Below are 13,317 nucleotides of genomic sequence, written 5' to 3'. Positions count from 1 at the left end.
TCCCCGTAGGGGGAGACCTCCGGGTCGGGTCCGGGGCGGGCTCGGGGGTGGAACCGCTTGCTTTTCCCAGCACGCGATATATCGTCTTCTACAGAGAACGCGATACATCGCGATCCGCTACGGGAGGCGGCAGAGATGAGCCAGTGGACGATCGAGGGGCCCGGCAGGACCACCTTCGAGGACGAGGTCCGCGCGCTGCACGTGCGCGTCATCGACGGCACCGTGAACGTGGTCGCGGCCGAGGGCCCGGCCCGCCTGGAGGTCACCGACCTCAAGGGCGACCCGCTGCACGTGACGCTCGTGGACGGCGTCCTGACCGCCACCTACAAGGACATCAACAGCTGGGGCGAGTTCGGCGACTGGATCAAGTCCATCGGCTCGGTCCGCAGCTTCTTCGACTCCTTCAAGCGCAAGCGCTCCGTCGACCTCACCCTGACCGTGCCGGCCGGCACCGAGGTCAAGGTCGGCACCGTGTCCGCGCACTCCACGGTCAGCGGCATCGACGGCCACGTCTCGGTGCAGAGCGCCAGCGGCGGCACCACCCTGGCCGGGGTCACCGGCCGGATCGACGCCGGCACCGTCACCGGCGACGTGGAGGCCCAGGCGGTCGGCGGCCGGCTCAAGGTCAACACCGTCTCCGGGCAGCTCACCGTGATCGCCGGCACCGCCGACCGGATCCAGGCCAACACCGTCACCGGGGCCGTCACCCTGGACCTCGACGTGGCCGGCGAGACCGACATCAAGGTCAACACCGTCAGCGGCCCGGTCGTGGTCCGCATCCCCTCGCTGGCCGACGCCACCGTCGAGGCCGGCTCCACCAGCGGCGACGTCTCCAGCACCTTCGACGAGCTGACCATGAACAGCACCTGGGGCGCCAAGAAGATCTCCGGCCAGCTCGGCGACGGCCGCGGCAGCCTGCACGTCACCACCGTCTCCGGCGCGGTCACCGTGCTGCGCCGCCCCGAGCCGGAGGACGACACCCCGGCGGCGCCCAAGGAACTCCCGGCCGCGCCCGTCTCCGACGCGCCCACCGGCCCCGACCTCACCAAGGAGGCCTGAGATGACCCCCGTGTTCGGCCACGGCCGGCTCCGGCTCTACCTGCTGAAGCTCCTGGACGAGTCCCCGCGGCACGGCTACGAGGTGATCCGGCTGCTGGAGGAGCGCTTCCAGGGCCTCTACGCACCGTCCGCCGGCACGGTCTACCCGCGGCTGGCGAAGCTGGAGCAGGAGGGCCTGGTCAGCCACAGCACCGAGGGCGGCCGCAAGGTCTACCGGCTGACCGACGCCGGACGCGCCGAACTCGAAGCCCGCCAGGTCGAGTTGGACGAGCTGGAGGTGGAGATCCACGACTCGGTGGCCCAGCTCGCCGGGGCGATCCGGGAGGACGTCCGGGACAGCGCCAAGGACCTGCGCGAGGAGCTGTGGCAGGCCGCCAAGCAGGCCCCCCGGCCGGACGGCCCCAAGGCCTGGACCGGCACCGACCCGTGGGCCGGCCCCTGGGGCGACAACGAGTCCTGGCAGCGCGCCAAGGAGGAGTTCGCCGAGTTCAAACGGCAGGCGAAGGAGCAGGCCAAGCGCGCCCGGGAGCAGGAGCGGGCCGCCAAGGCCAAGGCGAAGGCCGCCGAGGAGGAGGCCCGCCGACTGCGCGAGCAGGCCAAGGCCTCCCGCACCGCCGCCCAGCAGGAGGCGCTGCGGATCAAGCGCCGGGTCGAGCAGCAGGTGCGCGAGCACGCCGCGAAGGGCGACTGGCCGACCGGGCTGGCCGAGGGCCTGTCCGAGCTGACCAAGGGCCTGGCCGGGCTGGCCGACGCGGCCCGCTGGGGCCACCCGACGGAGGGGTCCGCCGAGTCGTCCGAGCAGGTCACGGTGACCCGGATCGACCTGGACAAGGACGCCTCCGACCAGGCTGACCGGTCCGCCCCCGCCGACCTGCCGCCGTGGGCGCGCACCGACCCGGCCGGGGACCCGGCCCGCGAACTGGAGCGGCTGCTCGACCGCTTCCGCGACCAGGTCCGCGACGCGGCCCGGGACGGCGGGGTCGGTCCCGAGAAGCTGGCCGAGGCCCGCTCGGTGCTGGGCACGGCCGGCGAGCGGCTGAAGCGGCTGCTCGGCTGACACACCGACGCGTCGACACGTCGACGGACCGACGGCTCCGGCCCGGTGCCTCCTCCGCAGGGGACACCGGGCCGTCGCACGACGGGAGTTGAGCCCGGCGGGGGCTGAGCCCGGCGGGGGCTGAGCACGCGATGGGTCGAGCGCGCGAGGGGTCGAGCCCGTCAGGGGTTGAGCACGATCTTGCCGAAGACCTCGCCCCCGGCGAGCCGGGCGAAACCCTTCCGGGCCTCGGCCAGCGGCAGCACCGAGTCGATCACCGGACGGATCCCCGTGTTGGCGCACAGCGCCAGCAGCCCGGCCAGCTCCTCCTTGGTGCCCATGGTCGAGCCGACCACCTTGAGCTCCTGGAAGAAGATCCGGTTCAGCTCGGTGGCGCTCGGGTTGGGGCCGGAGGTGGCCCCGGAGATGACGACGGTGCCGCCCGGGCGCAGGGACTTCACCGAGTGCGACCAGGTCGCGGCGCCGACCGTCTCCATCACCGCGTCCACCCGGGCGGGCAGCCGGGCACCGCTCTCGAAGGCCGCGTCCGCACCGAGCTCGACCGCCCGGCGGCGCTTGGCCTCGTCCCGGCCGGTGACCCAGACCCGCAGGCCGGCCGCCTTGCCGAGGACGACCAGGGCGGTCGCCACCCCGCCGCCCGCCCCCTGCACCAGCACGGTGTCACCGGGCTTGACCCCGGCGTTGGTGAACAGCATCCGGTAGGCCGTCAGCCAGGCGGTGGGCAGGCAGGCGGCCTCCTCGAAGCTCAGCTCGGCCGGCTTCGGCAGCAGGTTCCAGGTGGGGACGGCCACCCGCTGGGCGAAGGTGCCCTGGTAGCGCTCGGTCAGGATGGACGGGCGCTCGGTCGGGCCCACCCCGTGCCCCGTCCCGCCGATCACCGAGTGGACCACCACCTCGTTGCCGTCCTCGTCGACGCCCGCGGCGTCGCACCCGAGGATCATCGGCAGCCGCTCGGCGGGCAGCCCGACCCCGCGCAGCGACCACAGGTCGTGGTGGTTGAGGCTGGCGGCCCGGACCGTGACCACGCTCCAGCCGGGACGGGCCTGCGGCTCGGGGAGTTCGCCCAACTCCAGCCCGCTCAGCGGGTCGTCGGCGTCGATACGGGCGGCATAGGCAGCAAACATGCCCCGGACACTAGCCGGGACGGCCAGGGCCGGGAACCACGCGTGAGTGTGACGCGTGTCCCGGCCCCCATTACTCCCCCGCTCGCCTCCGGGCGCTCGAACCCGCTGCCGACGGTCGTCGCTCCGGCGCTCGTGCCTCGCTTGTCGCTCCTCGCTTTCGGCAGCGGCGCGCCCTTCGGCTCGCGGGGGGGTGTCGAACGTCGGATCGTCAGATCCGGGCCACGCCCTCGGCCCGGGCGGCCTCGGCAACCGCCTTGGTGACCGCCGGGGCGACCCGCTCGTCGAACGGCGAGGGGATGACCTTCTGCGGGGTCAGCTCGTCGGCCACCACGCCGGCCAGCGCCTTGGCGGCAGCCAGCTTCATGCCCTCGGTGATCCGGGAGGCCCGCACCTGGAGGGCGCCCGCGAAGATGCCCGGGAAGGCCAGCACGTTGTTGATCTGGTTCGGGAAGTCGCTGCGCCCGGTGGCGACGACCGCCGCGTACTTGTGCGCCACCTCGGGGTGGATCTCCGGGTTGGGGTTGGCCATCGCGAAGATGAACGCGCCCTCCGCCATGGTCGCCACGACCTCTTCCGGCACGGTGCCGCCGGAGACGCCGATGAACACGTCGGCGCCGGCCAGCGCGTCGGCCAGGGTGCCCTTCAGGCCGGTGCGGTTGGTCAGTTCGGCGATCTCGGCCTTGACGTCCGTCAGGTCCTCGCGGCCCTGGTGGACCACGCCCTTGCGGTCGCACACGGCCACGTCGCCGATGCCCGCGGCCAGCAGCATCTTGGCGATCGCGATGCCGGCCGCGCCGGCGCCGGAGATGACGGCCCGCAGCGAGCCGATCTCCCGGCCGGTCACCTCGGCCGCGTTCCACAGGGCCGCGGTGGTGACGATCGCGGTGCCGTGCTGGTCGTCGTGGAAGACCGGGATGTCCAGGGCCTCCTGGAGCCGACGCTCGATCTCGAAACAGCGCGGGGCGGAGATGTCCTCCAGGTTGACGCCGCCGAAGGACGGGGCCAGCCGGACCACCGTCTCGACGATCTCGTCCACCTCGGTGCAGGCCAGCGCGATCGGCACCGCGTCCACGCCGCCGAACTGCTTGAACAGGATGGCCTTGCCCTCCATCACCGGGAGCGAGGCCTCCGGGCCGATGTCACCGAGGCCCAGCACCGCGGTGCCGTCGGTGACCACCGCGACGGTGTTGGACTTCCAGGTGTAGTCGTTGACCAGCTCCGGCTGCTCGGCGATGGCCGTGCACACCCGCGCCACACCGGGGGTGTAGGCGAGGGACAGGTCGTCCGCGTCCCGCACCGGCACGGTCGCCCGGATCTCCATCTTGCCGCCGCGGTGGAGCGCGAAAACGGCGTCGACGGGATCGACGGTGTCCTGGGTGCTGCTGATGATCTCCGCTGCCACGATGACCTCTTCGTCATTGATCTGGCGAGGTGCGCGGCCGACGGACGGGCGCCCCGGCCGGAAACCGGAAACCGGGTACGCCGAGGGCGGACCCGGGGTCGGGGCGGGGGCGCTACCGTCGGATGGCGCCCTCGGATGAGGGTTTTTATGGGGTCTGGTCTGTTGTCCGCGTTGTGCTACCGGGCCGAGCGTAGGTCGGACCAAGGCATCGCACCTATGCCTTTTCGTCCTCGTCACGCACCGTTCATCGCCGTGCTGTCGCGTCTGCTGGGGCCCGAGTGTCGGAAGCACCGGACTCCGGCGGCGGCAACGGCGTGGCGGCACGCTTACCCGCGGGGGTGAACGCAGGCCCGTAGGGGATTCGGCGCTCCGGATACGGAGCCACGTGATGACTTCCGTTCCCGAGCACCCCGAGCCTGTCGGGGCTCGTCGGCCTGGTTCGAGCATTCGGGGGTCACCCGGTACCGAATTCTGACACACCCGCCGCCGGGCCCGGCAGGGCGGGATGGCAGGATCGTCTGTCCGCCATTCCGCGTACACGCGTGCGACCACCGCCGTGACCGCGGTCCGCCCCCAGGAGCACCCTCATGCCTCACCTCCCCCCTGCCCGTCGCCCGGCCTTCGCCGCCGCCGCCCTGGCGGCGGCCGGAGCCCTGCTGCTCACCGGATGCGGCGGTGGCGGGCAGGCCGCCGCGAGCGACCCGGTCAAGGACGTCCGCGACAAGCTGCCGAAGGCCCAGCGCTCGGCCGGGGTGCTGCGGATCGGCATGGACGTGAACTACGCGCCGGTGGAGTTCCGCGGCCCGGACGGCAAGCCGACCGGCCTCGACCCGGACCTCGCCGCCGCCCTCGGGAAGATCCTCGACGTGCGGGTCGAGTTCGTGGACACCCCGTTCGACAAGCTGATACCGAACCTCCAGGGCAAGCAGTTCGACGTGGCGATGTCCGCGCTCAGCGACGTCCGCCAGCGCCGCGAGGGCCTGGACGAGAACGGCAAGCAGGTCAACCCGGGCGTCGACTTCGTCGACTACTTCATCGCCGGGACCTCGATCGTCGTCCCGAAGGGCAACCCCAAGGGGATCCGGACCCTGGACGACCTGTGCGGCCGGACGATCGCCTTCCAGCAGGGCACCACCCAGGACGACATCGCCACCCGGCAGGTGGCGGTCTGCGCCCGCACCGGCCGCCAGCTGACCGTGCACCGCCTCGACACCGACGCCAAGGCGCTGGCCGAGATCTCCGCCGGCACCGCGGCGGCCGGCCTGAACGACTTCCCGGTGGCCGCCTACGCGGCGAAGAACACCGACGGCGGCGCCCGCTTCGAGGTGACCGGCGCCCAGTCCACCTCCACCCCGTACGGGATCGCGGTGCGCAAGGAGGACACCGAGCTGCGCGACACCCTGTCCAAGGCGGTGGACCAGCTGATCCGCAGCGGCGAGTACGACAAGGTCCTCGCCAAGTGGAGCGTGAGCGCCGGCGCGGCGCAGAACGCGGTGGTCAACGGCGGCATCTGAGCCCGCCGGGGCCCTTCGGGGCTCCGCCGGGGGCCCCGCCCGTCCCGGCGGGGCTTCCGGCGGAGCACAAACAGATCTGCATACTTATACGCAGGGTGACAGGGGCACGCGATCCGTCCGAATAGCGGACAGCTTGAGCCCTCGTTATCCGATTTTGATCTGGATGAGGGCCATCTGACTGTCATCAGATGGCAGGATTCCCCCCATCTCGGATCGAGCCGGCCACCGGTCGAGGCGGTTCCAGGTCGACGTCCACCTCGGCGGAGGGTGGCGGAAGCAGTACCCGCACCACCCTGGGCAGCCCCCATCCGCCCAGGCAACTGCACCACCCGGCAACGCACGTACGACGACGTACAGCGACATACCCATCCGTACGGCTCCGTACGGCCAGCTGCCCCGGTGCGCCGCTCCCGCGGCGCCTCCGCCCGATTTCTCTCCCCAGGAGGAGATCCCCCTCATGAGCGTCCGTACCCAGCGCACCCGCCTCTTCGCGGCCGGCGTGGCTGCCGTCTCCGTCTCCCTCGTACTGACGGGTTGCGGCAGCAGCAAGTCCGGGTCCTCCAGCGGTGCCAACGCCAGTGTGTCCGTCCCCGCGGTGATCTCCGACGCGTCGCTCGCCGCCCTCGTCCCGGCCGACATCAAGTCCGCCGGCAAGCTCGTGGTCGCCACTGACGCCTCGTACGCCCCCAACGAGTTCAAGGACGACAAGGGCGCCATCGTCGGCATGGACGTGGACCTGGCCAACGCCATCGCCAAGAAGCTGGGCCTGACCGCCGATGTCCAGAACGCCACGTTCGACGCGATCATCCCGGGCATCACGGGCAACAAGTACGCGATGAGCATGAGCTCCTTCACCGACACGAAGGAGCGCGAGGCCTCGGTCGACATGGTCACCTACTTCAGCGCCGGTACCGGTATCGCGGTGAAGAAGGGCAACCCGGAGAAGATCGACCCCAACGACCTCTGCGGCAAGAAGGTCGCCGTCCAGACCGGCACCACCCAGGCCGCCGCGATCAAGGACACCATCAACGCCGCCTGCACCAAGGCCGGCAAGCCGACCATCCCCAACGACGGTGACAAGTTCGACCTGCAGACCGACGTCACCCAGGCGCTGGTCTCCGGCCGCGACCAGGTCATGCTGGCCGACTCCCCGGTCGTCGACTACGCGCTCAAGCAGACCAACGGGCAGCTGGAGAAGCTCGGCGCCGTGACCGACACCGCCCCGTACGGCGTCGTGCTGCAGAAGAACTCGCCGCTCACCAAGGCCGTCCAGGGCGCCGTCCAGTCCCTGATGGCGGACGGCACCTACAAGAGCATCCTGGAGAAGTGGGGCGTGCAGGCGGGCGCGATCGACAAGTCCGTCGTCAACGGCGCCACCAGCTGACCCCACCGCTCTGACCACACCCCCTGAGGCCACACAGTGAACTCTTCCGACCAGGGGCCGGTGCCCCCGGGACGGCCCGAAACCCTCAAGGCCGTCCCGGTCCGCCACCCCGGACGCTGGGTCGGGGCAGCAGTCGTCGCGCTCCTCGCGGCCATGCTGATCCACGCCCTCACCACGAATCCCCAGTTCCAGTGGGACGTCGTCGGCACGTACCTCTTCGACTCCTCGATCCTGCACGGCCTCGGCGTCACCCTCGAACTGACCTTCCTCTCCATGCTGATCGGCGTCTCGGGCGGCGTGATCCTCGCGATCATGCGCCTGTCGCCGAACCCGGTGCTCTCCAGCACCGCCTGGTTCTACATCTGGGTCTTCCGCGGCACCCCGGTCCTGGTCCAGCTGCTGTTCTGGAACTTCCTGGGCACCCTGTGGGCCAACATCTCGATCGGCATCCCGTTCGGCCCGGCCTTCTGGTCCAAGCCGACCAACGAGGCGATCCCGCTGTTCGTGGCCGCCCTGCTGGGCCTCGGCCTCAACGAGGCCGCCTATATGGCGGAGATCGTCCGCGGCGGCATCCAGTCCGTGCCGCTCGGCCAGACCGAGGCCGCCCACGCCCTGGGCATGAGCCAGTTCAACACCATGCGCCGGGTCATCCTGCCGCAGGCGATGCGCGTGATCATCCCGCCGACCGGCAACGAGACCATCTCGATGCTGAAGACCACCTCGCTGGTCTCGTCGATCGCCCTGGAGGAACTGCTCCGGGCCGGCCAGAACATCTACTCGCGCACGTTCCAGACCATCCCGCTGCTGATCGTCGTCAGCATCTGGTACCTGCTGATGACCTCGATCCTCACCGTGGTCCAGTACTACATCGAGCGCCACTACGCCCGCGGCGCCAACCGGGTGCTCCCGCCCACGCCGCTGCAGCGGCTGCGCCGCCTGTTCGCCGGCCGGCCCGTCCCGCCGACCAAGGACGACGTGGTGCCGGGCCTCGAAGGAGGTGGCCACGTATGACCGATCTGACGAAGCCGCAGGACCGCAAGGCCGTCGCCATGGTCGAAGCCCGGGGCGTGCGCAAGTCCTACGGCCTGGTGGAAGTGCTCAAGGGCATCGACCTGGAGGTCCGCAAGGGCGAGGTGTTCGTCCTGGTCGGCCCCTCCGGATCCGGCAAGTCGACCTTCCTGCGGTGCATCAACCACCTGGAGAAGATCAACGGCGGCCTGCTCTCGGTGGACGGCGAACTCGTCGGCTACCGGATGAAGGGCGACCGGCTGCACGAGCTGAAGGACCGCGAGGTCGCCCAGAAGCGCCGGGACATCGGCATGGTGTTCCAGCACTTCAACCTGTTCCCGCACATGACCGCCATAGAGAACATCATGGAGGCGCCGGTCCAGGTCAAGGGCGAGAGCAAGGCCGAGGCCCGGGAGCGCGGCATGGCCCTGCTGGAGCGGGTCGGCCTCACCGACAAGGCGAGGAACTACCCCTCCCAGCTCTCCGGCGGCCAGCAGCAGCGCGTCGCGATCGCCCGCGCGCTGGCCATGCAGCCCAAGCTGATGCTCTTCGACGAGCCCACCTCGGCGCTCGACCCGGAGCTGGTCGGCGACGTCCTGGACGTCATGCGCGGCCTGGCCGAGGACGGGATGACGATGATCGTCGTCACCCACGAGATGGGCTTCGCCCGCGAGGTCGGCGACGCGCTGGTGTTCATGGACGGCGGCGTGGTGGTCGAGTCCGGCAATCCCCGCGAGGTGCTCACCGACCCGCAGCACGAGCGCACCAGGGCCTTCCTCTCCAAGGTCCTCTGAGGCCCGCGGAGGACCTCCGCGCCCGTACGACCGGCGCCCGGCAGGCGGTTTCCTGCCGGGCGCCGCCGTTTTCCCCCGCCGGGTAATAGGCTGGAAGCAGTCAGCCCGTTACCGAAACCCCTGGAAGGACCGCCGTGGAGCTCGCCTCGTACGCCGACCTCGCCGTTCGGCTGGTGAACACCGAGGAACCCGAGCGCGGCACCGACACCCTGACCTCGGTGGACTCGGTGCGCGGCCTGTTCTCCGACTCCGCGCGGGCCGCCGCGCTCTCCGAGGAGTCCGACGTGCCCCGGCTGCGGGCGGTGCGGACCAGGCTGCGCGGGGTGTTCGAGGCCGCCGCCGAGGGGGACGAGATCCGGGCCGTCGACCTGCTGAACAGCCTGCTGATCGAGTACCCGGTCAGCCCGCTGGTCTCCGGGCACGACTACCTGGACGACGCCGGACGGCCGCGCTGGCACCTGCACCTGGCCGACAACTCCCCCACCGCGACCGCCCACTTCAGCGCCGTCGCCTGCATGGGACTGGCGGTCCACCTCACCGAACTGGGCGCCGACCGGCTCGGCATCTGCCAGGCCGCGCCCTGCCGCAACGCCTACCTGGACACCTCGACCAACCGCTCCCGCCGCTACTGCTCCGACCGCTGCGCGACCCGCGCCAACGTCGCCGCGTACCGGGCCCGCAAGCGGCAGGAGGCCGAGGCGGCGCTGCACGCGGGCGGCTAGGGCCCTAGACCTCCTCGACGAACACCCCGAGCCGGCGGGCCAGCCCCGGCACCCGGGCCAGCCGGGAGCCGAGCAGCAGCCGTTCCAGCCCGCGCCCCGGCGCCAGCCAGGCCGGGCTCGGGCGCAGCCGCAGCAGCACCCGGCCGAGCACCAGGTCGTCCGGGACCGGGCCGTAGCTGCGGCTGTCGCTGTCCACCGGCCGGTTGTCGGACAGCAGCCACCAGCCCTTCGGGCGGCGCTCGGCGGCCCGCTTCACCACCAGCAGGTCCTGCTGGAAGGGGTGCCGGAACAGCACCACCGCGCCGGGCCGGATCGGCGCGCCGTAGCGGACCAGCAGTTGGTCGCCCTCGCGCAGGGTCGGCACCATCGACGGGCCCGCCACGTCGACCAGCCCGAACGGCACCGGGCCGACCCGCGCACCGCCCTGCGGCTCCGTGCTCCGCGCGCTCCGCGCCACGACTCCTCCTCCGGGACCGGAACCGACCTGACCGGACCGACCGCCCCCAGTCTGCCGTACGGACCGTCATCCGTTCGATGCCCGGATTACCCCGGTTCCGGGTCCGTCTTTCGCCCTAGGCCCACCCTCCGACCGCGAAACCGCGAGGCCGGAAGGGTAGTCTCGGGCGCGGGAAGACGATCTAAGGAAGGACTCCCATGTTCTCTCGTCTGTTTGCACCTCGCGCCACCGCCCACGCCCACTGTGACCTGCCGTGCGGTGTCTACGACCCGGCGCAGGCCAAGCTTGAGGCCGAGTCGGTCAAGGCCACCCAGGAGAAGTACCAGGCCAACGAGGACCCGCACTTCCGCGCCCGCGCCATCATCATCAAGGAGCAGCGCGCCGAGGCCGTCAAGCACCACATCTCGGTGCTGTGGAGCGACTACTTCAAGGCCCCGCACTTCGAGAAGTACCCGCAGCTGCACCAGCTGATCAACGACACCCTGAAGGCCGCCTCGGCCGCCAAGGCGTCCACCGACCCGGCCACCGGCCAGGCCCTGCTGGACCTGATCGCCGAGGTCGACAAGATCTTCTGGGAGACCAAGCAGGCCTGAGCCTGACGCGTCGCCACCCGACCGCCCCCGTCCGCACCGTTCGGACGGGGGCGGTCGTGCGTCCACGTGCGACCCGCCCCCGGTAAGGGTTGCCTGCCCTGAGCGGCTGTTATGCTGCCAGGGCGTCCGAGGGGGAAGTCCGGTGCGAATCCGGCGCTGTCCCGCAACGGTGAGCGCGGTCCGACCGACCGCGCCAGCCCGATCGCCCTCGGCCGCTGACCTCCCGACAACTCGCCGTGGACTGCGAGGGGACGGCGCCCGGGCCCGCCCCCGACCGGCGCCCGCCCCGGCACACCCGCGGCCCGAGGCAAGGCGCGCCCCGCACGTGAGTGACCCCGTTCGCCGAATACCGACCGTCCCGCTCGCCGTCGGACTCGCCGCCGCCCTGCTGGTCTCGCTGGTCTGCGGGGTCGCCTTCGGCGCCTCCGGGATCGAACTCCCGCGCGTGCTGCGACTGTTGGGCGCCGGGCTGACCGGCGGCCGACTGGAAGCGAGCGACGCCGCGGCGTACGCGATCGTCTGGGAGCTCCGGCTGCCGCGCACCGTGCTGGCCGCCGTGGTCGGCGGCGGACTGGCCGCCACCGGGGTCGCCGTCCAGGCGCTGGTGCGCAACGCCCTCGCCGACCCCTTCGTGCTCGGCATCTCCTCCGGCGCCGCCGTCGGCGCCAACGCCGTCCTGCTGCTCGGCGCCTTCGCCTCGCTCGGGGTGTGGGCGGTCTCCGTCTCCGCGTTCGGCTCCGCGCTGCTCGCCATGGTGCTGGTCTACCTCGCCGCCCGCACCGCCTACGGGCTCACCCCGCTGCGGCTGGTGCTCACCGGCACCGCGCTCTCCTACGGCTTCTCCGCCCTGACCACCCTGATGGTGTTCTCCTCGGACAACGCCGAGGCCGCCCGGGACGCCATGATGTGGCTGCTCGGCAGCCTCGGCGGCGCCACCTGGGGCAAGGTGCCGATCGCCGCCTGCGCCGTGCTCGCCGGCATCGCGTACCTGGCCTGCGCCGCCGGGCGGTTGGACGCGCTGGCGATGGGCGACGAGACCTCCGCCTCGCTCGGCGTGGACCCGGAGCGGCTGCGCCGGGAGCTGTTCGTGGTGACCGCCGCCGTCACCGGCACCGTGGTCGCGGTCAGCGGGGCGATCGGCTTCGTCGGGCTGCTGATGCCGCACCTGGCCCGGATGCTGGTCGGCGCCGGGCACCGCCGGGTACTGGCCGTCGCACCGCTCGCCGGGGCGCTGCTGCTGGTCTGGGTGGACATCGCCTCGCGCACCCTGCTGGCGCCCGCCGAACTGCCGGTCGGGGTGTTCACCGCGGTGCTCGGGGTGCCCGCCTTCCTGCTGATGATGCGCCGCCGCGGCCAGGCCTTCGGGGGCGCCCGGTGACCGGGGTGACGCAGGCCCAGGAGCTGGCCGTCGACGGCGTCTCGGTGGAACTGGCCGGCACCCGGCTGGTGCACGAGGTGAGCCTGGCGGCCGCGGCCGGCCAGGTGGTCGGGCTGATCGGCCCGAACGGCAGCGGCAAGTCCACCCTGCTGCGCTGCGTCTACCGGGTGCTGCGACCGGCCGGCGGCGCGGTCCGGCTGGACGGCGACGACCTGCACGCGCTCACCGCCCGCGAGGCGGCCCGCCGGGTGGCCGCGCTGACCCAGGAGCACTCCGCCGAGTTCGACTTCACGGTGGCCGAGGTGGTCGCCATGGGCCGGCTGCCGCACCGGCGCGGCCTGGGCGGCCCGACCGGGGCGGACCGGGAGCGCTGCACGGCCGCGCTGCGCCGGGTCCGGGCCGAACACCTCGCCGAGCGCGGCTTCCTGAACCTCTCCGGGGGCGAGAAGCAGCGGGTGCTGATCGCCCGCGCGCTCGTCCAGGAGCCGCGCCTGCTGGTGCTGGACGAACCCACCAACCACCTGGACATCGCCCACCAGTTGGAGGTGCTGGCGATCGCCCGCGAGGCCGGGCCGACGGTGCTCACCGCGCTGCACGACCTCAACCTGGCCGCGGGCCACTGCGACCGGCTGTACGTGCTGGCGGCCGGGCGGATCGTCGCCTCCGGCACGCCCGCGGAGGTGCTGCGACCCGCCCTGCTGGCCGAGGTGTTCGGGGTCCGGGCCACTCCGGTCCGGCATCCGGAGACCGGCGCCGTCCAGCTGCTGTTCGACCGCCTGCCCTGAATCCCGTCCGCCCTCCCCTGAATCCCGTCCGTCCTCCCGA

Annotated in this window: 13 protein-coding genes and 1 riboswitch; of the genes, 10 read left to right on the top strand and 3 right to left on the bottom strand. The window is 72.1% G+C overall.

Annotation, left to right across the window (positions count from 1 at the left end; translation table 11 throughout):
* Positions 1 to 135 precede the first annotated feature (135 nt).
* A complete protein-coding gene (locus tag ACIP4P_RS20675) occupies positions 136 to 1,059 on the top strand; it encodes a DUF4097 family beta strand repeat-containing protein (RefSeq protein ID WP_400920413.1) in 924 nt (307 codons plus the stop codon).
* 1 nt (position 1,060) lies between these two features.
* A complete protein-coding gene (locus ACIP4P_RS20670) occupies positions 1,061 to 2,116 on the top strand; it encodes a PadR family transcriptional regulator (protein WP_400920411.1) in 1,056 nt (351 codons plus the stop codon).
* A gap of 161 nt (positions 2,117 to 2,277) precedes the next feature.
* Here the strand turns inward: ACIP4P_RS20670 and ACIP4P_RS20665 are convergent, their stop codons facing one another.
* Both ACIP4P_RS20665 and ACIP4P_RS20660 read right to left on the bottom strand, forming a co-directional pair.
* Positions 2,278 to 3,240, bottom strand: coding sequence for a zinc-binding dehydrogenase (locus ACIP4P_RS20665; protein ID WP_400920409.1), 963 nt, complete (start codon positions 3,238 to 3,240; stop codon positions 2,278 to 2,280).
* A 208-nt stretch (positions 3,241 to 3,448) separates the two neighbouring features.
* Positions 3,449 to 4,642 (bottom strand): NADP-dependent malic enzyme, encoded by a 1,194-nt coding sequence (locus ACIP4P_RS20660; RefSeq protein WP_400920407.1) that lies wholly within the window; start codon positions 4,640 to 4,642, stop codon positions 3,449 to 3,451.
* Between the two features lie 587 nt (positions 4,643 to 5,229).
* On the opposite strand from ACIP4P_RS20660, the gene ACIP4P_RS20655 reads away from it, so the two are divergent.
* From ACIP4P_RS20655 to ACIP4P_RS20635, 5 genes are all read left to right on the top strand, one after another.
* A complete protein-coding gene (locus ACIP4P_RS20655; protein WP_400920405.1) occupies positions 5,230 to 6,156 on the top strand; it encodes an ABC transporter substrate-binding protein in 927 nt (308 codons plus the stop codon).
* A gap of 457 nt (positions 6,157 to 6,613) precedes the next feature.
* On the top strand, positions 6,614 to 7,540 hold the full coding sequence (locus ACIP4P_RS20650) for an ABC transporter substrate-binding protein (RefSeq protein WP_400920403.1): 927 nt from the start codon (positions 6,614 to 6,616) through the stop codon (positions 7,538 to 7,540).
* Positions 7,541 to 7,576: 36 nt separating this feature from the next.
* Positions 7,577 to 8,551, top strand: a complete 975-nt coding sequence (locus tag ACIP4P_RS20645; RefSeq protein ID WP_400920401.1) for an amino acid ABC transporter permease — start codon at positions 7,577 to 7,579, stop codon at positions 8,549 to 8,551.
* The gene (locus ACIP4P_RS20640; protein ID WP_400920399.1) at positions 8,548 to 9,342 is read left to right on the top strand and encodes an amino acid ABC transporter ATP-binding protein; all 795 of its coding nucleotides are present in this window, start codon (positions 8,548 to 8,550) and stop codon (positions 9,340 to 9,342) included. The genes ACIP4P_RS20645 and ACIP4P_RS20640 overlap by 4 nt, the downstream gene beginning before the upstream one ends.
* Before the next feature lie 134 nt (positions 9,343 to 9,476).
* Positions 9,477 to 10,064, top strand: coding sequence for a CGNR zinc finger domain-containing protein (locus ACIP4P_RS20635; protein WP_400920397.1), 588 nt, complete (start codon positions 9,477 to 9,479; stop codon positions 10,062 to 10,064).
* Between the two features lie 4 nt (positions 10,065 to 10,068).
* On the opposite strand, the gene sodX is transcribed toward ACIP4P_RS20635, so the two are convergent.
* Entirely contained in the window at positions 10,069 to 10,431 is a 363-nt protein-coding gene (sodX, locus tag ACIP4P_RS20630) for a nickel-type superoxide dismutase maturation protease (protein WP_350512064.1), read from the bottom strand.
* A gap of 287 nt (positions 10,432 to 10,718) precedes the next feature.
* On the opposite strand from sodX, the gene sodN reads away from it, so the two are divergent.
* From sodN to ACIP4P_RS20615, 3 genes are all read left to right on the top strand, one after another.
* A complete protein-coding gene (gene sodN, locus ACIP4P_RS20625; protein ID WP_045699892.1) occupies positions 10,719 to 11,114 on the top strand; it encodes a superoxide dismutase, Ni in 396 nt (131 codons plus the stop codon).
* 89 nt (positions 11,115 to 11,203) lie between these two features.
* Positions 11,204 to 11,343, top strand: a riboswitch (cobalamin riboswitch).
* 96 nt (positions 11,344 to 11,439) lie between these two features.
* Positions 11,440 to 12,492 (top strand): iron ABC transporter permease, encoded by a 1,053-nt coding sequence (locus ACIP4P_RS20620; protein ID WP_350511942.1) that lies wholly within the window; start codon positions 11,440 to 11,442, stop codon positions 12,490 to 12,492.
* Positions 12,489 to 13,277, top strand: a complete 789-nt coding sequence (locus tag ACIP4P_RS20615) for an ABC transporter ATP-binding protein (RefSeq protein ID WP_400920394.1) — start codon at positions 12,489 to 12,491, stop codon at positions 13,275 to 13,277. The genes ACIP4P_RS20620 and ACIP4P_RS20615 overlap by 4 nt, the downstream gene beginning before the upstream one ends.
* The last annotated feature ends 40 nt before the right edge of the window (positions 13,278 to 13,317 follow it).

Source organism: Kitasatospora sp. NPDC089509 (assembly GCF_044749365.1).
Lineage (GTDB): Bacteria > Actinomycetota > Actinomycetes > Streptomycetales > Streptomycetaceae > Kitasatospora.
The sequence above is the reverse complement of the archived record's forward strand: the minus strand, read 5'-3'. Positions and strand labels throughout refer to the sequence as shown.